General features: G+C 61.0%; 22 protein-coding genes. 9 read left to right on the top strand and 13 right to left on the bottom strand.

Going from position 1 to position 23,427, the window contains the following annotated elements; translation table 11 throughout:
* Window positions 1-44: 44 nt before the first annotated feature.
* From AC02Y0_RS18695 to AC02Y0_RS18680, 4 genes are all read right to left on the bottom strand, one after another.
* Window positions 45-1,451 (bottom strand): TRAP transporter large permease, encoded by a 1,407-nt coding sequence (locus tag AC02Y0_RS18695; RefSeq protein ID WP_102020444.1) that lies wholly within the window; start codon window positions 1,449-1,451, stop codon window positions 45-47.
* 3 nt (window positions 1,452-1,454) lie between these two features.
* Window positions 1,455-2,030 carry a TRAP transporter small permease gene (locus AC02Y0_RS18690; RefSeq protein ID WP_476380390.1) on the bottom strand — a complete coding sequence of 192 codons (576 nt, stop codon included), beginning with the start codon at window positions 2,028-2,030 and terminating at the stop codon, window positions 1,455-1,457.
* Between the two features lie 68 nt (window positions 2,031-2,098).
* On the bottom strand, window positions 2,099-3,073 hold the full coding sequence (locus AC02Y0_RS18685; RefSeq protein ID WP_102020446.1) for a sialic acid TRAP transporter substrate-binding protein SiaP: 975 nt from the start codon (window positions 3,071-3,073) through the stop codon (window positions 2,099-2,101).
* A 58-nt stretch (window positions 3,074-3,131) separates the two neighbouring features.
* Entirely contained in the window at window positions 3,132-3,845 is a 714-nt protein-coding gene (locus AC02Y0_RS18680; protein WP_102020447.1) for a FadR/GntR family transcriptional regulator, read from the bottom strand.
* A 311-nt stretch (window positions 3,846-4,156) separates the two neighbouring features.
* Between AC02Y0_RS18680 and AC02Y0_RS18675 the strand changes: the two genes are divergently transcribed.
* Together AC02Y0_RS18675 and AC02Y0_RS18670 are read left to right on the top strand one after the other, a co-directional pair.
* Window positions 4,157-5,185, top strand: coding sequence for a four-carbon acid sugar kinase family protein (locus AC02Y0_RS18675; protein WP_476384082.1), 1,029 nt, complete (start codon window positions 4,157-4,159; stop codon window positions 5,183-5,185).
* Between the two features lie 2 nt (window positions 5,186-5,187).
* On the top strand, window positions 5,188-5,913 hold the full coding sequence (locus tag AC02Y0_RS18670) for a FadR/GntR family transcriptional regulator (RefSeq protein ID WP_476380388.1): 726 nt from the start codon (window positions 5,188-5,190) through the stop codon (window positions 5,911-5,913).
* An 83-nt stretch (window positions 5,914-5,996) separates the two neighbouring features.
* On the opposite strand, the gene AC02Y0_RS18665 is transcribed toward AC02Y0_RS18670, so the two are convergent.
* Genes AC02Y0_RS18665 through AC02Y0_RS18655 form a run of 3 tightly spaced genes read right to left on the bottom strand, consistent with a single transcriptional unit; the run spans window position 5,997 to window position 9,263 of the window.
* Entirely contained in the window at window positions 5,997-7,118 is a 1,122-nt protein-coding gene (locus AC02Y0_RS18665) for an iron-containing alcohol dehydrogenase (RefSeq protein ID WP_476380386.1), read from the bottom strand.
* Complete coding sequence (gene pdxA / locus AC02Y0_RS18660) at window positions 7,115-8,071, bottom strand: 4-hydroxythreonine-4-phosphate dehydrogenase PdxA (RefSeq protein WP_476380384.1); 957 nt, start codon at window positions 8,069-8,071, stop codon at window positions 7,115-7,117. Before pdxA ends, AC02Y0_RS18665 begins: the two co-directional genes overlap by 4 nt.
* Before the next feature lies 1 nt (window position 8,072).
* Window positions 8,073-9,263 (bottom strand): sialidase family protein, encoded by a 1,191-nt coding sequence (locus AC02Y0_RS18655; protein WP_476380382.1) that lies wholly within the window; start codon window positions 9,261-9,263, stop codon window positions 8,073-8,075.
* 232 nt (window positions 9,264-9,495) lie between these two features.
* On the opposite strand from AC02Y0_RS18655, the gene AC02Y0_RS18650 reads away from it, so the two are divergent.
* From AC02Y0_RS18650 to AC02Y0_RS18625, 6 genes are all read left to right on the top strand, one after another.
* Window positions 9,496-10,371, top strand: coding sequence for a DMT family transporter (locus tag AC02Y0_RS18650; RefSeq protein ID WP_476380380.1), 876 nt, complete (start codon window positions 9,496-9,498; stop codon window positions 10,369-10,371).
* A 23-nt stretch (window positions 10,372-10,394) separates the two neighbouring features.
* Complete coding sequence (locus AC02Y0_RS18645; RefSeq protein ID WP_476380378.1) at window positions 10,395-11,894, top strand: ABC transporter substrate-binding protein; 1,500 nt, start codon at window positions 10,395-10,397, stop codon at window positions 11,892-11,894.
* An 82-nt stretch (window positions 11,895-11,976) separates the two neighbouring features.
* Window positions 11,977-12,891 (top strand): ABC transporter permease, encoded by a 915-nt coding sequence (locus tag AC02Y0_RS18640; RefSeq protein WP_476380377.1) that lies wholly within the window; start codon window positions 11,977-11,979, stop codon window positions 12,889-12,891.
* A 9-nt stretch (window positions 12,892-12,900) separates the two neighbouring features.
* Window positions 12,901-13,818 carry an ABC transporter permease gene (locus AC02Y0_RS18635; RefSeq protein ID WP_476380375.1) on the top strand — a complete coding sequence of 306 codons (918 nt, stop codon included), beginning with the start codon at window positions 12,901-12,903 and terminating at the stop codon, window positions 13,816-13,818.
* The gene (locus tag AC02Y0_RS18630; protein ID WP_476380373.1) at window positions 13,811-15,430 is read left to right on the top strand and encodes an ABC transporter ATP-binding protein; all 1,620 of its coding nucleotides are present in this window, start codon (window positions 13,811-13,813) and stop codon (window positions 15,428-15,430) included. The genes AC02Y0_RS18635 and AC02Y0_RS18630 overlap by 8 nt, the downstream gene beginning before the upstream one ends.
* Window positions 15,431-15,456: 26 nt before the next feature.
* On the top strand, window positions 15,457-16,350 hold the full coding sequence (locus tag AC02Y0_RS18625) for a dihydrodipicolinate synthase family protein (protein WP_476380372.1): 894 nt from the start codon (window positions 15,457-15,459) through the stop codon (window positions 16,348-16,350).
* 60 nt (window positions 16,351-16,410) lie between these two features.
* On the opposite strand, the gene AC02Y0_RS18620 is transcribed toward AC02Y0_RS18625, so the two are convergent.
* The 6 genes from AC02Y0_RS18620 to AC02Y0_RS18595 form a co-directional block, all read right to left on the bottom strand.
* A complete protein-coding gene (locus AC02Y0_RS18620; RefSeq protein WP_476380370.1) occupies window positions 16,411-17,847 on the bottom strand; it encodes an aldehyde dehydrogenase family protein in 1,437 nt (478 codons plus the stop codon).
* Between the two features lie 12 nt (window positions 17,848-17,859).
* Entirely contained in the window at window positions 17,860-18,597 is a 738-nt protein-coding gene (locus AC02Y0_RS18615) for an MBL fold metallo-hydrolase (RefSeq protein ID WP_476380367.1), read from the bottom strand.
* 10 nt (window positions 18,598-18,607) lie between these two features.
* Window positions 18,608-19,693 carry an ABC transporter ATP-binding protein gene (locus AC02Y0_RS18610; RefSeq protein WP_476380366.1) on the bottom strand — a complete coding sequence of 362 codons (1,086 nt, stop codon included), beginning with the start codon at window positions 19,691-19,693 and terminating at the stop codon, window positions 18,608-18,610.
* Window positions 19,690-20,478: an ABC transporter permease gene (locus AC02Y0_RS18605; RefSeq protein ID WP_476380364.1), complete on the bottom strand. Its 789-nt coding sequence runs from the start codon at window positions 20,476-20,478 to the stop codon at window positions 19,690-19,692. Before AC02Y0_RS18605 ends, AC02Y0_RS18610 begins: the two co-directional genes overlap by 4 nt.
* Window positions 20,479-20,480: 2 nt before the next feature.
* Window positions 20,481-21,344: an ABC transporter permease gene (locus AC02Y0_RS18600; RefSeq protein ID WP_476380362.1), complete on the bottom strand. Its 864-nt coding sequence runs from the start codon at window positions 21,342-21,344 to the stop codon at window positions 20,481-20,483.
* Window positions 21,345-21,575: 231 nt separating this feature from the next.
* Window positions 21,576-22,649 carry a polyamine ABC transporter substrate-binding protein gene (locus AC02Y0_RS18595; RefSeq protein ID WP_102020462.1) on the bottom strand — a complete coding sequence of 358 codons (1,074 nt, stop codon included), beginning with the start codon at window positions 22,647-22,649 and terminating at the stop codon, window positions 21,576-21,578.
* A gap of 142 nt (window positions 22,650-22,791) precedes the next feature.
* On the opposite strand from AC02Y0_RS18595, the gene AC02Y0_RS18590 reads away from it, so the two are divergent.
* On the top strand, window positions 22,792-23,418 hold the full coding sequence (locus tag AC02Y0_RS18590; protein ID WP_476380359.1) for a TetR/AcrR family transcriptional regulator: 627 nt from the start codon (window positions 22,792-22,794) through the stop codon (window positions 23,416-23,418).
* The last annotated feature ends 9 nt before the right edge of the window (window positions 23,419-23,427 follow it).

Below are 23,427 nucleotides of genomic sequence, written 5' to 3'. Positions count from 1 at the left end.
TTTTGTTCAAGACGGTGACCGGCCCGCCGAAGCGGACCAGCCGATCAACGGATGAGACCGAGTTGCGTTGGCAGCCACATGGTGATGGCTGGGATGAAGGTGATGAGACCAAGCGCCAGGAAGAGCGGGATCATCCAGGGCAGGATGGCGAGCGTTGTCTTTTCCACTGACAGTTTGGAGATACGCGACAACACGAACAGCACCATGCCGACGGGTGGGGTCAGAAGCCCGATCATCAGGTTGAGGGTGATGATGACGCCGAGATGCACCGGATCGATGCCGTAGCGGGCAGCAATCGGCATGAGGATCGGGACGAGGATGCTGATGGCGGCAATGGTATCGAGGAAGGCCCCGACGACCAAAAGCAGGATGTTGACGATGATCAGGAACATCCACCAATTGTCGGTCAGGCTGAACATGAAGTCCGCGAACAGCTGTGCCGCTTGGCTCACCGTCAGCAACCAGGCGAAGATCGACGCGGCAGTCACGATGAACAGTACCGAGGCCGTGGTCTCGATTGTGTCGAACGAAGCCTTCGCCAGCGTTCTGACCGTCATGGTCCGGTAGCGGACGAGCCCGAGAAACAACGACCATAGAACGGCAGCGACGGCCGCCTCTGTCGGCGTGAACCAGCCCATCGTCATGCCGCCGATCAGCAACACGGGTGTCATCAGCGCCATGACCGCGGAAAAGTCGAAATACCAGTCGAGCGCCACGAGAACCGCAAGCCCGATCAGCACCGCGATATTGACCGACATTCCTGCGAGGATCATCAGATAGATGGCGACAGGGAAAGCGAGGACGATCACCACTTCCAGTGAAGCAGCCAGCAACTGCTTCAGCTCGAATGGCGTGTCGGAGCCCCAGCCCTTGCGTTTGGCGAAGATGTAAACCGTCAGCATCATCAGGACTGTCATGACGACCCCCGGAATGATCCCGGCCATGAACAGCGCCCCGATCGAGGCATTGGCCATCATGCCGTAAATGACGAAGGGCAGAGATGGCGGAAAGATGGGCCCGAGCGTGGCCGAGGCGGCGGTAACGCCAACGGCAGCCTCCACCGGATAGCCATGGTCTTTCATGGCCTTGATTTCGATGGTCCCGATGCCGGCGGCATCGGCAAGTGCCGTGCCGGACATGCCGGAAAAGACCACCGAGCCGATGATGTTGACCTGCGCCAAGCCACCCTTCATCCAGCCGACGAGGGACAGGGCGAACTTGTAGATTCGGCCCGTCACCCCGGCAATGTTCATAAGGTTGCCGGCCAGGATGAAGAAGGGCACTGCGATCAGCGGGAAGCTTTCGACACCGGCAATCATGCGCTGGGCCGCAATGATATCGGGGGCAACGCCATAAATCACGAGATAGGCGAGCGATGCGACGGCCATGGACACGGCAACCGGCGTGCCGAGGATCAAAAGAAACAGAAAGGATCCGATGAGAAGCAGCATGCTTTAGATCCCCCCTGCGTTGATGTCTTCCTGCGCCTTCTGGCGCGCGGTTTTCGTGCCCGTCAGATCCTTGACGAGGTTATGGACAGAGCGGGCAAACATCAGGGCGAAGGCTGCGAAGACAGTGTAGAAGACGATGCCGCGCGGCAGGTCCACGGTGACCATGCGCTCCCCGCCGACAATCTCCAGATAGCGCCACATCAGCCAGCTCATGTAGGCAAAGAAGGCGATGCCGATCATGTCCACGACCGTTTCGAGCACCCTGACCGCCCGTGTTGGCAGGAAGCGGTACAGCAAATCCACCTGGATGTGCCGCATGGTGCGCACGCACATGACCGACCCCATGAACACGACCACGACCAGGCAGTTGGCGGCGATTTCCTCGGTCCAGGAAAAGCTGTTGTTCAGTACGTAGCGGGTAAAGAACTGCAAAAACACGGATAGGCCCATGCCCCAGAAGACTGCCAGCGTTACCCAGTCCTCGATGGCGTGATGTGAAAGATCGACCGGTGCCGCTTCCTCCTCGAAAGCATGCGCCATCTCCTCCACACTGATCGGCGCGTGCGGGTGCTCCGTCATGGGTCGGCTCCAATTCTAGATGATTTGAAAATGGGTCCCGGCGCCTAGCGGGCGCCGGGACGGCGCCTTTACTTGATGGCGCGGATGGCTTCCCAATCAGCCTTGTCGTAGCCGAAGTCCTCGAACTTCGCCTTGGCGATCACATTCGCTTCGAAGTCAGCCTTGTCGACTTCGGTCACGGTGATGCCCTTTGCCTTGAACTCGTCGACCAGCGCCTTTTCACGGGCTTCGATCGTCTTCGTCGTGCGGGCCGCTGCTTCCAGCATGACCTCGGTGAAGATCGCCTTATCTTCATCCGACAGACTTGCCCAACGGGTCTTGGAAACGACCGTGTTCAGGTGGTCAACGATGTGGCCGGTGAGCACGATGTTCTTCTGGACTTCGTAGAACTTCTTGGCCTCGATCGTCGTCAGCGGATTTTCCTGGGCTTCGACCGTGCCGTTCTGAAGGGCGAGGTAGACTTCCGCAAAGGCGATCGGCGTTGTGTTGGCGCCGCAGGCCCGCGGCATCGCCAGATAGGCCGGCACATCCGGCACGCGGATCTTCAAGCCTTCCATATCGGCGCATTTGCCGATCGGGCGGTTTGATGTCGTATGCCGCGTTCCGTAGTAGCTGACCGCGACGATATGGTTGCCGGTCTTTTCTTCATAGCCGGCAGTCAGCTTCTTGAAGACGTCGCTTTTCGTGTAGGCCAGGAGATGGCTCGGGTCGCGGAAGATGTAGGGGTAATAGGTGACGCCGATCGGATTGTGGTCGCGTGCGGCAAAGCTCGAGCCTGAGATAATGATGTCGACGGTGCCGAGCTTGAGGCCCTGGTTGATGTCGGCTTCCTTGCCGAGCTGCGAAGCCGGGAAGACGTCGATCTTGTACCGGCCTTCGGTCCGCTTGCCGATCTCTTCTGCCGCCCAGACGGAATCCGTGTGGAAGGGCTCCGACGTCTCGTAAACATGGGCCCATTTCAGAACGGTCTCGGCATGGACCGAGACAGTGGATGCGACAATCACTGCCGCTGCTCCAAGAAGCGTCTTAAGTGTCAGTTTCATGTATTCCTCCCATTGAAACAGAACTCTTTGGAAAACCGTGGGCGCGAGGCCTGAACGGTCAGTCTTCTCTAGTCGGCTCCTCCTCAAAGCTTTCCGAGAATCTCTTCTGCGCCAGCGTCAGATGACGCCGCATGGCCTCTCGGGCACCATCTGGGTCCCGGGCTGCGATTGCGTTGCGAATGATGCGGTGCTCTTCGAGCGCCAGCTTCCAGGTATGTGGCCCCTCGAAATAGCTGGCCAGCTTCTTGAAATACGGCGACATGCGCGAGTCGTAGATCAGGCCGGTGAAGTGCTTGAGCGCCGAATTGCCGATGATGTCGGCAATCGCCGTATGGAAGTCGCGGTCACATGCCAGCGCCACCGCGCCATCGTCCAGTCCGCCCTCCATGCGCTCCAGAATGGCGTCGATACGCTTGAGTCCCTCCGCCGTCGCAAGCCTTGCGGCTTCTTCCGCGATGCCGCTTTCGATCAGACAGCGCGCCTGCAGGATTTCCAGCGGTCCTTCGCTGTCATCATGGTCGATCGCCTCCTGTGTCGGCCGGGGCCGGCTGCTGATATAGACACCAGAGCCCATGCGGATCTGAATATGTCCTTCTACCTCGAGCACGATCAGCGCTTCGCGGACAGTCGGTCTTGAGACCGAAAAGCGGTCTGCGAGCTCGCGCTCGGGTGGAAGCCGCGAGCCGGGCTTCAATTCACCCGTTTCGATGAGTGCACGGATCTGCTCCGCGACCTGGCGATAAAGCCGGCGCGGCTCCAAAGCCACGAACATGAAAATCCTCCGAGCGTATCACTCCCCTGACACGCAGGCGGTCAGATTGTCTGACCAATTTCGAGTATGAGTCTTTTGACGAAGCTGTCAAGCGGGTTTGCAACCGAGTGTGGCGGCATGTGCGATGTCAGTTGCAGCGAATGAAAGGCGGGCTCGACCGGAAGCGGGCAGGTTGAGCATGTTTGGAGAACCAGACGGATCGGTACTCACCAAGACGTAGTTCTCCAGGCATGATTTGTTATCATGCTGTTGCATCCTTCTGGAAATGCGATCATATTTCGATCAAGAAGATAACAACATGGAGCCTGATGGTGCTTGTCATCATTGCCGATGATCTGACCGGAGCATTGGACACTGCTGCCCCCTTTGCCGCGCGGGGGCTGCATACAGAAGTCGCTTTGACACCGAATGCGGTGCCATCGGGGCTTTCGCAGAGGCCAACTGTTCTGTCGATCAATCTGGCCTCTCGGGAGCGGTCTGCAGAAGATGCGCTCCAAGCCATGCGTCAGGTGATGGAAGCACTGCCGCCTGATGTCACGCTGTTCAAAAAGGTCGACTCGCGCCTCAAGGGGCATATCGCAGTCGAGCTTGATGCCATCCCATTCAAGCGCGCACTTGTCGCGCCCGCCATTCCTGCCTTTGGCCGCGTCGTCCGCGACAGACATGTTGAGGGGTTTGGAGTGCCGACGCCCATCTCCGTGGCGAACGCCTTGGGTCACCATGCATCGCGATGCAGCGTTGTCGATTCAGCGACAGATCAGGACATGCGTGATGCCCTGGCGGGTGCCCAAGCGGAGGGCATCGATCTCTTCATCGGCGCACGCGGGCTTGCCGAGGCATTTGCCGTCGAGATGACCGGCCAGCCGATGTCCGAGCTGATTGAGCCACCCATTGGGCCCGCACTCTTTGTCATCGGGTCGCATGATCGCATCACCGTGGAGCAGGTCGATCGGTTGCGCGAGATGGAGGCTGTGAACCACCATCCGGCACCCAACGGCTTGCTGGAGATTGCCGCCCAGCCGCAGACATTCCCAATGCTTGTGCAGGCGGTCTCCGGCGACACGGAGATCAGCTCGGAGGAGGTCGCTCGGAACCTTGCGTCCTCGGTGCATCCCGAGTTGACCGGTGCCGCCCGGACACTCCTGCTTTGCGGCGGCTCGACCGCTGAAGCCGTTATGGCTCGCATGGGGATCGAGTGTTTTCGTTTGCAGGGTGAATGCCTGCCAGGGCTCGGGCTGGCCTACGCCGGTGGGCAATGTATCATCGCCAAATCAGGCGGATTCGGCGTGCCGGAAACATTGGTGACGCTCGCCGAAAAACTGCATGGGGGCAGGGGCTGACAATGGGACTGCAAAGCGGAACGGCACGCAAGAGCCTGGCGGATCTGGTATTCGAGCGGATGCACCGAGCGATCAAATCGGGGTCTTACCAACCAGATGAGCGATTGCCGACCGAACACGATCTGGCGATCGAGTTTGAGGTGTCTCGTCCGATCATTCGTGAGGCACTGCGGCGTCTGCGCGAGCAGGGCTTCATCTATTCGCGGCGTGGTGCCGGCAGCTTCGTGCGTTCGGTCGGCATGAAGCAGCCACTGGGTTTCGGGCAGCTCGAAAACGTGGCCGATCTCCTGAACTGCTATGAGTTTCGTTTGACCCTGGAGCCTGCGGCAGCAGAGGCTGCGGCCATGCGCCATACCCCGGCCACCCTCGCCTCTATCCGAGAAGCGCTGGAATTGATGCGGGACGCCACCAACCGTCAGGCTCACCGCGAGGATGCCGACTTCCAGTTCCACCTGGCGATCGCGCGCGCCGCCAATAACACCTATTTCTCGACGGCCATGGAGGCCCTGAAGGACCACATCGCCGTCGGCATGCGCTTCCACGGTGTCTCGGTCAAACGGGACACCGCCGGACTGTCACGCGTGTTTGCCGAGCATGAGGCGATTGCGACAGCGATTGCGGCCGGGGAGGGCGCCCGGGCGAAGGAACTCATGCATGCCCATCTGACCGGTTCGCGCGCGCGTCTCTTTCAGACGAGTGCCTCACTGTCTGCCTTGCCGGAAGGCTGAGTCACGCCTGCGCAGTCGCGAAATCCGGGAACAGAAAAGGGGCCAAAAAGGCCCCCTTTCAATCGGCTAAGACGGAGGAAGCCTCAATAGGCCGCCCTGTAGATCGCCAGGACATCTTCGACAGCCATGTCGACCGGGTTGTTGTCCATAAGGCGGCGATTGGCGTGAGCTTCTGTCGCGTAGCCCGCCAGAGCATCTTCCTTCGCGCCGTGCCGAGAGAGCTGCATCTCGATGTCGAGATCCGTGCAGAAGCGGCAGGCGTTTTCCAGCAAGGCATCAGCCGAGTTGGCACTGAAGCCCAGCGCTTCGGCCACTTCCGCCGTCTTTTCGCTGACGACCGGCTGATTGAAGGCCAGCACATGAGGGAAGACGATGGCGTTCGCCAGCCCGTGTGGCAGACCGAGACGTGTCCCGAGCGGATAGGCGATTGCGTGACCCGCTGCCGTGTTGACCGGACCGAGGCAGATTCCGCCATAGTAAGAGGCGAGCATCATGCCTTCGCGTGCTTCGGTGTCGGAGCCATCCTTGACGGCGCGAGCAAGATATTTGCCGACGAGGCGGAAGCCCATGCGGGCAAAGCCGTCGATCATCGGATGGGCGCGCTTGTTGGTGAAGGCCTCGACGCAATGGGCCATGGCGTCCACGCCTGTAGCGGCGGTGACGGCCGGTGGGACACTGAAGGTCAGCTGAGGATCGAGAACGGCCACGTCGGCGATCATGTGCGGACTTTCAACCGCGATCTTCGTACCCTTCACCGGATCGGTGATCAGCGAGCGTATGCCGGCTTCCGATCCCGTGCCCGCAGTCGTCGCGACCTGGATGAGCCGGGTGTTGCGACCAGCGACCTTGTTGGGGCCGGCAACGTCGGCCAGCGTCTGCTCGCTGTCCCAGAGCGCGGCCACGAGCTTGGCCACGTCGAGAACCGATCCGCCGCCAAGGCCCACCACGACCTGGGGCCTGACCCGGCGGGCAACGGCAAGGGCCGCGTCCAGCGTCGCGACATCGGGTTCACCCGGGATCGCGTCGAAGATCTCGATCTTTCCCGGAAGCTTCAGTCGATCGACAAAACCTGCGGTGATCGGCGTGGCAATGACGAGTGCAGCCGTTGCATCCGCCACAAGGTTGCCGACCTCCCCGATCGTTCCGGCACCGACGATCAGGCGGCGGGGCTGGTGAAGGGTGATGGATGCTGTCATCGAGGTCATCCTTGCTTTGCCTTGCCGGCGACCAGCTTGCGGGCATAGGCGATGGCGGAATTCATGTTGCCGTGGTTGGCGATGCCCTTGCCGGCGATGTCGAAGGCGGTGCCGTGATCGACCGATGTGCGGTCGATCGGTAGTTCGACTGAGACGTTGACGGCCGTGTCGAAGGCGACAAGCTTGATCGGGATGTGGCCCTGGTCGTGATATTGCGCGACCACGAGATCGAAGGCGCCGGAATAGGCGCGGTAAAAGACGGTGTCGGCCGAGATCGGTCCCTGCACGTCGATGCCCTCGGCGCGCGCAGCCGCAACCGCCGGTTCGATCTGATCGTCGTCTTCGGTGCCGAAGAGGCCGTTTTCGCCGCAATGTGGATTGACCCCGGCAACCGCGATGCGCGGCTTGTCATAGCCGATGCGCTTCAGGTGATCGTTGCCGGCCTTGATCGTCGCGAGCACGCGTTCTGTCGTCGCCCGGCGGATCGCTTCCTGCAGCGAGACATGGGTCGAGACATGGATGACCTTCAGGCGTTCCGAGGCAAGCAACATATAGGCGGCCTTCGAGCCTGTGAGGCTGCGCAGCATCCCGGTATGGCCGTCATAATGGTGGCCGGCAAGGTTCAGGGCTTCCTTGTTGATCGGGGCCGTCACGATGCAGCCAATCGTTCCGGCTTCTGCATCGCGGACTGCCTTTTCGATAAAGCGGAAGGCGGCGTCGCCCGCGACGGGGCTCAAAGTGCCCCAGGGAAGCGGAGCGCCTTCCACCTCGACGTCGACGACATTGGGCACGAGATCGATGGACAGGCCCAGTGCGTCACGTGCGGCGTTCAAGGTCGCGAGATTGCCGTAGATGCGCGTGGCCGCGCGGTCTTCTGCCGACATCTCGGCCAGGGCGCGGACCGAGATTTCGGGGCCGACGCCGCAGGGATCGCCCATGGTGATGCCGATAATGTCGCTCATGTCATTCTCCGTTTTCGAGACGATCCCAGCCAGGGGCGAGCCGGACATATTTGATCGCGCGTCGGTGATAGGTGTAGGCGATATGGAGCGATCCATCCTGATCTGCCAGCAGCCAGGGATAGGACATTTCCTTGTTTCGTCCATCGGTGGAATCGTTGGACAGGCAGGTTCCCGGGCCATCCTCGATCTGGATCCGCTGCGGGAATGTCAATCCGCCATCGCTCGAAATGCAGACTGTGACAGGAGCACGCGGCACCCCCCAGATGGGGGCGCAGCCCCCGGTCGGGTCCGCCTCCGGCCTGTCGTCTTCCTCGCCGAGTTCGTCGTAGAGGGAGGTGCGACGGTCCGGGGAGGCCGCGGCATTGACGGGATTGCAGATGACTGCAACACGCCCGTCGTCCAAAGCGATCGCCGCGATGGAGGAATTGTTGTTGGGCAGATCGGTCGCTACGGGCGTGCTCCAAGTCCGGCCAGCGTCGTGGCTCTCCGTCCGATAGACGAAATCCGCCTGGCGACGTCGGAAAAATGCGGCCATCGTCGTGTCGTCCAAGGCGACCGGGGACATGTGCACGCAGCCGATCGATTTGCTGAGTTCTTCCAGTCGCCAGGTTGCTCCGCCGTCTTCGCTGATGCCGACGGCGGCGGTGTCATGACTGCCGTTCCACTTCTGGCCGGGGCGCGGGATGCACCTGAAGATCGGCAGGAGCCAGGTCCCATCAGCGCGGATCGCGACCGGTGCGCGCACGAAGCTGCCGCGGGGCAGGTCGAGATAGCGGGTTTCGGTCGCCATCAAGCGCGTCGCGTCCGCCGCGTCGGTGATGATTTCGCTCATCCGGATCCGGCATTCGTCCTGATTGCCCGAGGGCTGCGAGGTATGGAACAGGAGCAGGCGCCCATCGGGTGCCTGAAACAGCACGGGGTTTTGCTCGGAATGATCGGGGTCGGAGCTCAGCTGCTGCGGCGGACCCCAGACAGACGCACCCGCTGCAAGGACGGAAGCGTAGATGGAAATGTCCGACTTTCCTTCGAGCGATCCGCCAAACCATGCGCAAATCAGACTGCCGTCTGCCTGTCTGTGCAGGAAGGATGCGTGGTTCTGCACCATCGGCGACGGAAGATAGGCCTCGGTCCGATCGGAATCCGACGTGGTGAGTATGCCGGTCATGCGCCGGGCAATGTCATCAGGTGTCATGGAGTGCTCCTCTTGCCTTCCGAAGTCGATCATTTTTCCAAAGTTGTCAAGTTTGTTTATGTTGTAATTCGGCAGATTCAGATTTTTCTGGTTTCTTATATTGTTGAAATTATTCACATAAATTATGAGATTTGGAGGCGGCAAATTTTACATCGGGAAATCATTTGACAAAGATGGCCGGAAGTTGGATGTTTTGAGCATGCCGACGTGGAGGTCGGTCCGGGAGGATGGCATGCATGCAGAAGGGAAAGGCGAGCGGGTTCCCGCCGCAGTACTCTTTGCAGTCGGAGCGGCGGTCTTGGCTGCATCCGATGCCGTCATCGTGCGTGCTCTCGATGGCGCCGTGCATCCCTTCGTGATTGCCTTCTTCCGCGCCTTGTTCGGTGCCGCCGTGCTTTTGCCCTTCGTCGTTCTGCGGCCGAAGGTGCTGCAATCAACGCATACGCTCGGACAGCATGCCATCAGGGCGCTTTTCAAGCTTTTCGCAATGGTCGCCTTCTTTGCCGCCTTCAGCATGGGGCCGCTTGCGGACGTCACGGCCATCGCCTTCATGTCGCCGATCTTCGTCGTGCTTGGCGCCGCAGTTCTTCTTGGGGAGCGGCCCGGGCTTTCGATGCTCTTGGCCGTCGTGGTTGGCTTCTCCGGTGCCATGGTCATTGTCGGACCATCGCCCTCCGGCTTCACACTCGCAGTCGGGCTCGCTTTGGCGGGTGCGCTTCTGCAAGCCGCAATCCAGTTGATCCTGAAGTCTATGTCGCGCGGTGACACGACCTCGACCCTGGTGGTCTGGAACCTTCTTTTGACCGTGCCGATTTCGCTCGCGTTTGCCGTACCCTTCTTTGCCATGCCGGGAAACCGTGAGCTGGGGCTGTTAGCCCTGCAGGGCGTGGTCGGCACAAGCTGCATGGGTCTGATGACCCATGCCATGTCGCTTGCCCCTGCAAGCATCGTCGCGCCGGTCGATTTCCTGCGGTTGCCCCTCGTGGCCGTCGGTGGCTTTGCCCTGTTCAACGAAACCATCGCCCTGACCACCGTGGTCGGCGCTGTTCTGATCTGTCTCGCAGCGCTTATGGCTGCGCGCTCGCGAGGCGTGAAAGCTTCAAACTGAATTCATCTGGGAGGAGAATGAAAATGAGAAAGACTGCATTGCTTTGTGCCCTTGTGATGGGCACGTCCCTGTCGCCAGTTTATGCCGGTTCCGGCCCGATCAAGGTCGTGCTCGCCGAAGAGGCCGATCTGCTTGAGCCCTGCATGGCGACGCGCTCGAATATCGGCCGCATCATCATGGAGAATGTCAGCGAAACGCTGACGGAGCTCGATGTGCGTGGCGGTACCGGTGTTCAGCCGCGTCTCGCCGAGAAATGGGAGCAGAATGCCGACGGCAGCTGGCGCTTCCATCTGCGTCAGGGCGTCAAGTTCTCCGACGGCACCGCCTTCGATGCCAAGGACGTCAAGCACAGCTTTGACCGCATCATGAGCGACAAGAACACCTGCGAATCCCGTCGTTACTTCGGCGGCATGACGGTCACGCCGACCGTCGTCGACGACTACACGGTTGATTTCAAGGCCGATCCGGTCCAGCCGATCCTGCCGCTGCTCCTCACGCTAGTGACGATGGTCCCGGAAGAAACGCCGCTCGAATTCGTTCGCGAACCGGTTGGCACAGGCCCTTACAAGCTTTCCAACTGGACGCCAGGCCAGCAGATCGTCCTGACGAGCCGCGACGACTACTGGGGCGCAAAGCCCGAGGTGACCGAAGCAACCTATCTGTTCCGCGCTGACCCGGCGGTCCGCGCCGCGATGGTTCAGGCGGGTGAAGCCGATCTGTCGCCTTCAATCTCGCAGGTCGAGGCCACCAACCCGGCAACCGATTTCTCCTATCTCGACAGTGAAACCGTCTATCTGCGTGTCGACCACAACATCGAACCGCTGAACGACGTCCGCATTCGCCGGGCATTGAACCTCGCGGTCGACCGACAGGCCTTCCTCGGCACATTGCTGCCGGACAGTGCACTGCTCGCAACCGCGATCGTGCCGCCGCCGACGCTCGGCTGGAACCCGGACGTCAAGGTGCCCGCCTATGATCCCGAAGCAGCCAAGAAGCTGATCGAGGGGGCCAAGGCCGATGGCGTGAAGGTCGATACACCGATCACGATCATCGCCCGTTCCGCCAACTTCCCGAACGTCACCGAGATCATGGAGGCCATCCAGCAGCAGCTGCAGGAAGTGGGTTTGACGGTTGAGTTGAAGTTCGTCGAAGTCGCCGAGCATGAGCAGTATTACTCGAAGCCTTTCGCCGAGGGTCGTGGCCCGCAGCTGGTCGCTGCCATGCACGACAACTCGAAGGGGGATCCGTCCTTCTCGATGTTCTTCAAGTATGCGACCGAAGGCACACAATCCGGCTTCTCGGATCCGAAGGTCGATGACTTGATCAAGCGCGCGTCCGCTGCCGTTGGTGAAGAACGCGCCAAGCTTTGGTCGGAAGCGATCGCCTACCTGCATGACGAAGTGGTCGCAGATGTGCTTCTCTTCCACATGGTCGGCTTCTCGCGTGTCTCCGAGCGTCTGGACTTCAAGCCGACAATGGCGACGAATTCCATGCTCCAGCTCTCCGAGATCAAGATCAAGTAATCGTCGGGCGGCACGCGCCGTCCTATTCAAAGCAAGTCATGCGGCGGGATGATCCCGCCGCATCGTTTTCTCCGAGGACGCCATGCTGAGCTTCATCCGAAAACGCGCCGTGGCCAGTCTGATCTCCCTGATCGGGCTCGTGATCATGGTCTTCTTCCTCTCGCGCCTGACCGGTGATCCGGCGGCCCTCTTCCTGCCGGTCGAAGCCTCGGAAGAGATGAAGAACCAGTTCCGCGAGCTGCATGGCCTCAACGATCCCCTTCTGGTGCAGTTCGGCCGTTACGTCGGCGATGTCTTGACCGGCGACCTCGGCGAGTCTCTGCGCAAGGCGCGGCCGGCGCTTGACGTGGTGCTCGAAGCCTTCGTCTGGACGCTGTGGCTCGCCGTCATCACCATGAGCCTCGTCACGGTCGCAGCCATCGTCGTCGGCTCGCTCGCCGCCTTCCGGGCCGGTGGCTTCTTCGACCGTTTCTCGTCCATCGTCTCGCTGGTGGGCGCCTCCGTTCCGGATTTCTGGCTGGCCATCGTCGCGATCGTCATCTTTGCGGTGAACCTCTCCTGGTTGCCGACGTCGGGGACCGGGTCGATCTGGCACTGGATCCTGCCAATCGGCGTGCTCTTCGTCCGTCCTTTCGGCATCATCGTGCAGGTCGTGCGCGGGTCGATGATCTCGGCGCTCTCATCAGCCTATGTTAAGACGGCGCGCGCCAAGGGTGTGAAGTCCACCCCGATCATCTTCGTCCATGCGCTGCGCAACGCCATGTTGCCGGTGATCACCGTGATTGGCGACCAGGCAGCCAGCCTGCTCAACGGTGCCGTCATCATCGAAACGATCTTCGGCTTTCCGGGCGTCGGCAAGCTGATGATCGATTCCATCCTGCAGCGCGACTTCAACGTGGTGCTGGCGGCTATCCTCGTCACGGCACTCGCCATCTTCCTCATGAACCTGCTGATCGATCTTGCCTATGCGCTTCTCGATCCCCGTATCCGGAATTGAGGAGACGGCATGTCCATCGAAACAACCGCCATCATCGACGAACCGCCCTTCCTCAAGCGCATGTTCCGCATGCTGCTGGCCGACAAGTTTGCGCTTTGCGCCGCGATCTTTCTGCTCATCATTCTCCTGATGGCCATCGTCGGCCCAAGCTGGTTGGGCGACCTCGCCACCAAGCAAAACCTGCGCGGCCGCAATGCAGCGCCCTTTGATTTCGAGAGAGCATGGGTCTGGTGGATGGGCGCGGATGCGCTCGGCCGTCCGCTCTTGGCTCGCATCATTGTCGCTACCCAGAACACCGTGATGGTCGCGGCCGGTGCCGTGCTGATCTCGGCTGTCATCGGAACGGTTCTGGGCCTAATCGCCGGCTTTTCCTCACCTCGCGTCAGCCAGGTCATCATGCGGCTCGCCGACGTGATCATGTCCTTTCCGTCGCTGCTGATCGCGGTCATCGTGCTCTACATTCTCGGGTCCTCGATCCTGAACCTGATGATGGTGCTCGCGATCACCCGCATCCCGGTCTATCTGCGCACCACGCGGGCCGAAGTGCTCGAGATCCGCGAGCGCATGTTCGTCCAGGCGGCGCGCGTCATGGGCGCGTCAAGCAAGCGCATCCTCTTCCGGCACATCCTGCCGGTGGTCCTGCCGACGCTCACCACACTCGCCACCCTCGACTTTGCCTATGTGATGCTGGCGGAAAGCGCGCTGTCCTTCCTCGGCATCGGCATTCAGCCGCCGGAGATCACCTGGGGTCTGATGATCAGCCAGGGGCGGCAATATCTCACCAACGCCTGGTGGCTCTCCTTCTGGCCGGGGCTCGCGATCATCCTCACCACGATGTCGCTCAACCTGCTGTCCAACTGGCTGCGGATCGCGCTTGATCCGGTGCAGCGCTGGCGTCTGGAAATGAAAGGGGCCAAGAATGGCTGACCATCTGCTCGAAGTCCGCAATCTCTCGGTCGAGTTCCATACGGCAGTCGGCGTCGTGAAGGCCGTGCGCGACATGTCCTACCATCTCGACCGTGGCGAGACGCTGGCGATCCTCGGCGAAAGCGGGTCGGGCAAGTCGGTGTCGTCGTCGGCGATCATGAACCTGATCGACATGCCGCCGGGTCGTATCTCCTCGGGCGAAATCCTGCTCGACGGTGTCGACCTCTTGACGATGCCGCTGGCGCAGCGACGCGAGATCAATGGTCGCAAGATTGCGATGATCTTCCAGGATCCTCTCAGCCATCTCAATCCGGTCTATACCGTCGGCTGGCAGATCCGCGAGGCGCTCACCACGCACGGCACGGACAGCACGAAAGCCCAGGCCGAGGCCCTTCGCCTTCTCGGGCGCGTCGGCATTCCCGACCCCGAACACGCCCTCGACAAATATCCGCACGAATTCTCCGGTGGTCAGCGTCAGCGTGTGATGATCGCCATGGCGCTGGCCCTGCGTCCCGATCTCCTGATCGCGGACGAGCCGACGACCGCGCTCGATGTCACGGTGCAGGCCGAGGTGCTGGCGCTTCTCAAGGAGTTGCAGCGCGAGACCGGGATGGCCGTTCTCATCATCACGCATGATCTTGGCGTCGTCGCCGAGATTGCTGACCGGGTGGTGGTGATGGAGAAGGGTGTCCTCGTCGAGGCTGGCACGGTGCGGGAGGTCTACAAGAACCCGCAGCATCCCTATACGAAGAAGCTGATCGCGGCAGCGCCGGGCAAGGGCGAAATGCATCAGCCGCTGAAGGGTGCCGAACCCGTTCTGAGCGTGCGCGACGTGCGCAAGAGCTATGGCGCCTTTGCTGCCTTGAAGGGTGTCTCCTTCGACTTGCTCGCCGGTGAGACGTTGGCTGTTGTCGGCGAAAGCGGTTCGGGAAAATCGACACTCGCCCGTATTCTGCTCAGGCTCGACGAGCCGGATTCCGGTTCGGCGCTGTGGAAGGGTAGGGACCTTTTCCAGCTGTCGCCCGCCGAACTCTACAAGCTGCGTCGAGACCTGCAGATGGTCTTCCAGGATCCGACCCAGTCGCTCAATCCGCGCATGACCGTCTACCAGCTGATCTCGGAAGCTTGGGTCATCCATCCCGATATCCTCCCGAAAGCGAAGTGGCGGGAGCGTGTGGCCGAACTCTTGACCCAGGTGGGTCTGGGACCTGAGCATATGGGGCGTTACCCGCACCAGTTCTCGGGCGGCCAGCGACAGCGTATCGCGATTGCCCGGGCGCTTGCGCTCGAGCCGCGGTTGATCATCTGCGACGAGGCCGTGTCGGCACTCGACGTGTCTGTCCAGGCGCAGGTCATCGCGCTTCTCGACGGGTTGCGAAAGAAGATGGGCATCGCCTTCATCTTCATCGCCCATGACCTGCCGGTCGTGCGAGACTTCGCCGACCATGTGATGGTCATGCAGAAGGGCGAGGTCGTGGAACTCGGAACGGTCAGAGAGATCTTCGAGACGCCCAAGCAAACCTACACCCAGGCGCTGCTCGCCGCCGGGCTCGATCCCGATCCCGACGTGCAGGCGCAGAACCGCGCCGCACGTCTCAGCCGCGCCTCCTAAGTCAGAAAATTCCGGAGAACATCGTCATGTCGAAAAAGGCCTTCGTCGCGCTCGTCACCTGCTTCAACGAGGACGAGACGATCAACTACGAAGCCACCCGAGCCCAGGTGCGCCGCCAGGTGGCGGCGGGCAACAACATCATGTGCGCCGGCACCAATGGCGATTTCACCGCGCTCACCTTCGAGGAAAAGATCAAGCTCGCAGAAGTCGTGGTCGATGAAGTCGGCGGCAAGGTCGACGTGATCGTCAATGCCGGCATGCCGGCGACCTTCGAGACGATCGAGCTGGCGAAAGAGTTCGACCGGATCGGCGTCACCGCCATTGCCGTCATCACCCCCTTCTTCATCGCCTGCACCCAGGACGGCCTTGTCAGGCACTTCTCGACGGTTGCGGATTCTGTGAAGACCCCGATCTACCTCTATGACATTCCCGCCCGCACTCAGAACCACATCGAACCGGAAACGGCCCGCAAGCTCGCAGCCCACGGCAACATCGCGGGCATCAAGGATTCTGGCGGTGCCAAGGAGACGCTGGAAGCCTATCTTGCGGTGTCCCGCGACATGCCCGGCTTCGATGTCTATTCCGGGCCGGACCATCTCGTGCTCTGGGCGCTGCAGAACGGCGCTGCCGGCTGCATTTCCGGGCTTGGCAATGCGCTTCCCGATGTGCTCGCAGGGATCCTGAAGGGCTACAATGGCGGTGACATCGCAGAGGCCGAGCGCCAGCAGGCGATCTTCACGGCCTTCCGGACCGATCTATACGCCCTTGGCTTTGCGCCTGCCATGGTCAAGCGTGCGCTCTTCCTCCAGGACAATTCGGTCGGCGCCAGCCGCCAGCCGGCACTCTTGCCGGATCCCGAGCAGGACGGAAAGATCGCGGATATTCTTCGGCGATTTGGTCTCTCCGTCCAGTCGCACTAGAGCGGAACGGGAGCCCTGGCGACTGCGACCTTCATGGTTCCGCGGTCGCCAAGGCGTTTATCATAAGGACGCGCTAGGCCGATGCACGGTCTTGATCTCGAGGAAGTCTTCAAGACCGAACATGCCGCCTTCACGGCCATTGCCGGACTGCTTGTAACCTCCGAACGGGCTGCCATAGCGATGTGGTGCACCGTTGATATGCACCATGCCGGCGCGTAGCCGCGCGGCAACACGCTCGGCGCGGTCGAGGTCCCCTGACTGGATATAGGCGGCCAGACCGTAATTGGTGTCGTTGGCAATCTCGATTGCTTCCTCCTCGGTGTCGAAGGGAATGATCGCCAGCACCGGGCCGAAGACCTCATCGCGGGCGATCCGCATCTGGTTGTTGACGCCGGCAAAGATGGTTGGCTTGACGAAGTAGCCTGTCTCGAAACCCTCAGGTTTGCCCGGGCCACCGACGAGAAGCTCGGCGCCCTCAGCGATGCCAGCCTCGATTAGGGTCTGGACGCGGCCATACTGGATGTCGCTGACCAGCGGGCCGATATGTTCGCCGGCTTCTTCCGGATTGCCGACCTTGACCTCCTTGCCCACGCGCTTGGCGATTTCAACGGCCTGATCGTAGACCGAGCGCTGGACCAGAAGCCGCGTCGGAGCATCACAGGACTGGCCGGAATTATTGAAGCATTCGAGCACACTGCCGGTAATGCGCTCTTCGAGATCCGCATCCTCGAAGACGATGTTCGGAGACTTGCCGCCGAGTTCGAGGGTGACGCGCTTCACGGTATCGGCGGCATCCTTGCTGACCGCTGTGCCGGCGCGGGTCGAGCCGGTAAAGGACATCATGTCGATATCCCGGTGCTTCGAGAGTGCTGCACCGACATTGGCGCCATCGCCATTCACAAGGTTGAACGTCCCGGCCGGGAAGCCCGCCTCGTGCACCATCTCGGCGTAGAGAAGGGCGTTGAGAGGCGTGAACTCGGAAGGCTTCAGAACGCAGGTCGAGCCGGTCGCCAGTGCGGGAACGACCTTCAGGGCGATCTGGTTGATCGGCCAATTCCAAGGGGTGATCAGGCCGCAGACGCCGATCGACTCACGCAGCACGATGTCGCCGTTCGGCAATTCTTCGCGCAACTTGATGCGTTTCAGCGCCTCGATGAAACCTTCGAGATGACCGACGCCGACATGCGCCTGCTGATCGGTGCTCATGGTGATCGGCGCGCCAAGTTCGAGCGTGATCGTCCGTGCCATCTCGTCGTAGCGACGGGTGTAGATCTCAAGCAGCTTTTCGAGAAGTGCAATGCGTTCGTCGAGGCTGGTTCGGCTGTAGCCCTGAAATGCCGTCTTTGCAGCGGCAACTGCGCGGTCGATATCGGCCGCCGTGCCCATCGAGATCACGGCGATCGGCTTTTCGGTGGCGGGATTGATGACCTCAAGGTCGTGAGGCGCGATCGGATCGACCCACTCGCCGTTGATGTAGAACTTGCGCTTATCGAGCATGCTTGCCTCCCGTCAGAGTGTCTTGTGTTTTGCGCCGAGCCAACCGGTGATCAGCTCCCTATATCGTTCGCCGCTAAAGCTTGGAAAATGGCCGCCATGCACCAGCCGCACCTTCAGCCGCAGCAGGCGCTCCATCGATGCATGATAGTCATGGGCGTTCGAATGGTAGGTGTCTTCGATCAGCGGGCCGTCGTAGAGAATGTCGCCGGAAAACAGGATCTCCGTCGCTTTCTCGTAGAGCGCGATGCCCCCGGGGGAATGGCCGGGCGTGTGGATCACCTCGAACTGCCGATCTCCGAGGTCGATCACGTCACGGTCCTCGAGTAGTCGCGTCGCCGGCGCCCGCTTCACCGCATAACATTTCGAGCAATAAGGCTCGGGCGGCAGGGCGTCGAAGATCTCGTCGGTCACGTAAGGATCAGCCAGCGTGTTTTCGCGTGTCGGATCGGCAAGAAGATCCGCCTCTGCCGAATGGACCGCACGGCATTCGAATTCGTGGTGGCAGCCGATGTGATCGAAATGGGTGTGGCTTGCCACCGCGATCAACTCGCGCTCGGTAACAAGCGGCACCCACTCACGAAGCGAAACGACACCCATGCCACTGTCGACAAGCATGTCGCGATCGCGCCCGCGCACATGCCATATGTTGCAGCGATAGAATTCCTGGATATGCGGCTCGCAGATATAGGTCACGTCATCGTCGAGACGGCGGATGCTGTACCAGTCCTCAGGGCGCATGCGCGGTTTCATCACGTGTCTCCTAGGCGTCGACCAGAGCGACGATGGTATCTGCCTTGACCGTCAACTCGAGTTCATCGCCCGGCTGCGGGTGTGCGGTTTGCGGCAGATGGGCGGTAATCACGATCTCGGAATTGCCCTTGGGCTGAAGGTGGCATCGGTGATGCGCTCCGAAGAAGGCACTGTCGGTGATCCGCGCATGACCGAGCGCAACCATTGCGCCCTCTTCGCCGGCAGACCGGAAATGTTCGGGGCGAATGCACAAGGTGATCTTTTGCTCTGGAGAAGGCATGTCCCCGGTGAAAGCCGTGATGGGGATGATGGCTGAGCCGAGCGCCGTTTCCACCTGCGCTTCGCCTTCCGCAATCGAGATCACCCGACCGGGCAGGAAGTTCGCCTCGCCCATGAAACCTGCGGCAAACAGCGAGCGCGGCCGCATGTAGATGTCCGAGGGTCTGCCGACATCCTCGATCCGGCCGTGGTTCATCACCACGATCCGGTCGGCGATCGCCATGGCCTCTTCCTGATCGTGGGTGACATGGATGAAGGTGGTGCCGACACGCTTCTGGATGGCCTTCAGCTCGTCCTGCATCTGGCGACGCAGTTTCAGATCCAGCGCGCCGAGCGGCTCGTCGAGCAGCAGCACATCAGGATCGACGGCAAGTGCGCGGGCAAGCGCCACGCGCTGACGCTGGCCGCCGGAAAGCTCGTGCGGCTTCTTCGACGCCGAGCCCTTGAGCCCCACCAGATCCAGCATGGCGAGTGCCTTTTCATTGCGCTCGGCCTTTCCCAAACCGCGCATGCGCAGACCGAAGCCGACATTGTCGATGAGCTTCATGTGCGGAAACAGCGCATAGTCCTGGAACATGGTCGTGGTGGGCCGTTTTGCCGGCTCAACATGTGTCATGTCCCGGCCACCGATGGCGATCGTGCCAGCGCTCGGCTCGATAAAGCCACCCAGGATCGAAAGCAGGGTCGTCTTCCCGCAACCAGAAGGGCCAAGAAGCACGATGAACTCGCCGGCGGCTATTTCCAGCGAGACATCGTCGAGCGCGCGGAAGGCACCGAAGACTTTCGTGGCGTTTCGGATCGAGACGTCTGCGGTCATTGGGATTTCCCGGATTTTCTGAAGACGGCGAGTTCCATGACGACGAGGAACGCGACGGAGATGAGGAAGACAACGCTGCCGATGGCATTGGTCTTGGGGTCGAGGCCGGAGCGCAGCATGCTCCAGATCTCGACCGGCAGCGTCACGTCGAAGCGCGACAGCAGGAATGCGATGATGAACTCGTCCCAGCTGAAGGTCACCGACAGGAAGAAGGCGGCGAGGATGGACGGCATGAGCATCGGCGCGGTGACAAGCGTCATGACCTGCCAGTCCTTCGCGCCAAGATCGCGTGCTGCACGCTCGATGTTAACCTGATGGCCGCCCATGGAGGCGTAGATGATCGCGAAGCAAAGCGGCAGGTTGATCACGACATGACCGATGCCGACGGTCCACAGCGACAGCGAAACATTCAGCCTGGACAGCAGCGATAGCAGGCCGAGCCCGATGATCAGCGTGCTGACCGTCATCGGCGCGACGATCAGGGCGCGCTGCAGGCCGGATGCGGGAAGCTTGTAGCGGGCAAAGGCATAGGCTGCGAGGAAGCCGAGCAGGCAGGAGATCGCAGACGAGATGATCGCGACGATCAGCGAATTGAACAGCGCCGACATTAGCTTTTCATCGGCGAAGATCTCGCCGTACCACTTCCAGGTCAGGCCATGCAGGGGGGGCACAGGCAGCGTCCCGTCCTGGAAGGAGAAGATCACGAGAACGGCGACCGGCAGGAAGATGAAGAGATAGAGCCCGCCAGCGTAGAGGATCGCAAGTGCCGTGTTGAGATGCCGCATGGTCACGTCCTCTCCATCTTCAGCCAGCGGGCGCAGGCGAGATAGGCGATCGTCACCACCACCATCAGCACCAGCGACAGCGCGGCTGCCATGGGGAAATCCGCGCGACGGCCAAGCTGCAGCATGATCACCTGCGGCAATACGAGCTCATTGTTGCCACCGAGAATCTGCGGGGTGATGTAGTCACCGATGCAAAGAACGAAGGTGAGGAAGGCACCGACCATGATGCCGGGCAGCGTCAGTGGCAGGATCACGTGCCAGAAGGTCTGGAAGCCGTTTGCGCCGAGATCCGCTGCTGCACGGCGGTAGTTCGGCGAGAGCTGAACGAGATTGGCATAGATCGTCAGCGTCAGCAGCATGACGAAGAAATGCACGAAGCCGATCACCGTGCCAGTCCGCGTCGCTGACAGTTCGAGCGGCTCGGCGATCAGCCCCGTCCACATCAGGGCCTGGTTGACGACGCCACCCTTGGACAGCACCAACAGCCAGGAATAGGAGCGCACCACATAGGACGTCCAGAATGGCAGGATCGCCATGATCAGGGCAAAGCGCTGCCAGCGTCGTGGCACGCGCTCGGCGATGATCCAGGCCAGCGGATAGGCAAGCAGGATCGAAATGATCGTGACGGTGAGTGTCACTTCGAGCGAATTGAACAGCGCTTTCAGGAGATGTGGCTTGCCGAAGAAGGCGGCGTAATTGTCGAGCGTCCAGGTGGCGACGATCTCGCGGCCCTCGCGCTTCCAGAAGCTGATCGCCGCCATGTAGAGGAACGGCACGAGAAAGAAGGCCACAGTCCAGAGGACTGCCGGCAGCGCAAATCCCCAGGCCTTGCGGCGTTCTCTGCGCTCGAGCGCGGTGGCGGTCATCGACGGGATACTCCGTTCATGCAGGGCAATCGGCTCGGCTGGCAGGTTTTCATGATGGCCGATCTTCAATGCGGCCACAAATCTTCAGGGCCGAACTTCTGTCGAATGGGCGCAGTTCTTCACCGGAGCATGTGACCCGCTCCGGCCGCGATGCTCGCGATTAGATAACAGCGTGAGGGAAAGCTAAGGGCGCGGACGGAAGACACCTACCGCGCCCTTCATGGGCAGCGCTTATTGCTGCAGCATTTCGGTCCAGACGTCCTGCATGGCCGCGTCGAGATCGGCATTGGCCACCGGATAGAGCTGGGTGTTCTTCAGGTATTCGGGCTGCTTGTCCCAGCGTAGTGCCGTCTTCTGCTGGTCGTTCAGCTGCTCGCCGGCCTTGGCGTTTGCCGGCATGCCCCAATAGCAGGACGAGGTGGCAAGGCGAGCCTGGCCTTCTGGGCTCATGATGTACTGCACGAACTTGATGGCCAGATCCTGCTTGGTCGAATCCTTGAACACGCCGATCGACTGCGCCCAGCGCAAGGCGCCCTGCTTCGGCACTGTCCAGTCGAGGTCCGGCTTTTCGGCGGTAAGACCTGCGGTCACCCATTCGCCGCCGCCGAGGATGATATCGACTTCGCCGCTGACGAGCGCCGTCTGCGAGGCGACGACATCGCTCACTTGGCGCGAGACCTTCTTCATCTCGAAGAGTTTTTCCTTGATCGCCGGGAGATCGGCTTCCGTCAGGTCGGCGGTGTTCTTGCCGATGGCAAGGCCCGTCAGACCGATCATCGGCAGATAGTAGTCATAGAGCGCGATGCGGCCCTTGTATTTCTCGGACCAGAAGATCGACAGGTCTTCCATGTCCTTCGGATCGACCTTGCTCTTGTCGTAGGAAATCGTGTTGTAGCCGAACTTTTCCGTCACGGCGTAGATCTTGCCGTCCTTGGTGTTGTTGGCCTCCATGCGGACTTCCGGGAAGATGTCAGCCATCGGCAGCTTGTCGGCCGGAATTTCGGCGAGCAGATCCATTTCGACGGCGCGCGGCACGTCGACACCGTCGATCACGAAGACGTCCCAGTCGCCCGGGCGCGACTGCTCGACGATTGAGAGACCGGCGCCGGTTCCCTCATATTCCTTGAGATTGACCTTGACGTTGTTCGCCTTTTCGAAGGGCTCGATCAGCGCCGGGTCGGTGTGGTCGCACCAGACGAGGGCGTTCAGCTCCTCCTGGGCATGAGCCCCTCCAGATAAGGCAGAGATGGCAACGGTCGCAAGAAGCAGGCGGCGGGATAGCCCGCCCAGTACGGTCTTTTCCATAAGTTCACCCTCTTGTCGAAGGCCCCGAGCGGACCCTCGCGTTGATCAGAATAGCGCTCGTTTCGGCGCCTTGAGAAAAAGATTGAGTGAATTCATTTTTTAAGTCAATCTCAAATTTGAGGAGATTCCAACGGAGCTGACCATGACCGGATTGCGCGCCCGACAGAAGGCCGACAGGAACCGTCGCATCCTGGAAGCGGCCACCACTCTGTTCCGCGAACAGGGCTACGACAGTGCGCGCATCGAGGACATCGCCGAGATGGCGGAGGTCTCGGTCGGCACGCTCTACAACTACTATCAGAACAAGGGCGACGTTCTCGTCGCCACGGTTTCGATGGAAGTGACCGAGGTGCTCGAAGCCGGCGAACGCATCGTCGCCAGCCCTCCGCTCAGCGTGATCGAGGCGCTCGGTGCCCTGATCAACCAGTATTATGATCACTCGCTCGTCTATCTTAGCAAGGAGATGTGGCGCACCGCCATGGCGTCCGCGATCCAGCAGCCTGAAACGCCGCTATCGAAGCGCTATACCGAACTTGACGGGCGTCTCTGTGCCCAGGTCGTTCAGCTTATCGAGACGCTCCAGCGGCGTGGCGTGGTCATCGCCGGCGTCGACGCGCGGGCGCTCGGAGAGGTCTTCTTCAACAATCTCAACATGATGTTCATCGAGTTTTGCAAGCACGAGAGCATGCCGCTTGAAGAGCTCAAGACCCGTGTCGCCGAGCAGAACCGCCCGATCGCCGAGTTGATCAGCAGCGTCAAACGCGTCTGATACCACCGA

This window comes from Allorhizobium sp. nf9_anc, assembly GCF_056323085.1.
The sequence above is the reverse complement of the archived record's forward strand: the minus strand, read 5'-3'. Positions and strand labels throughout refer to the sequence as shown.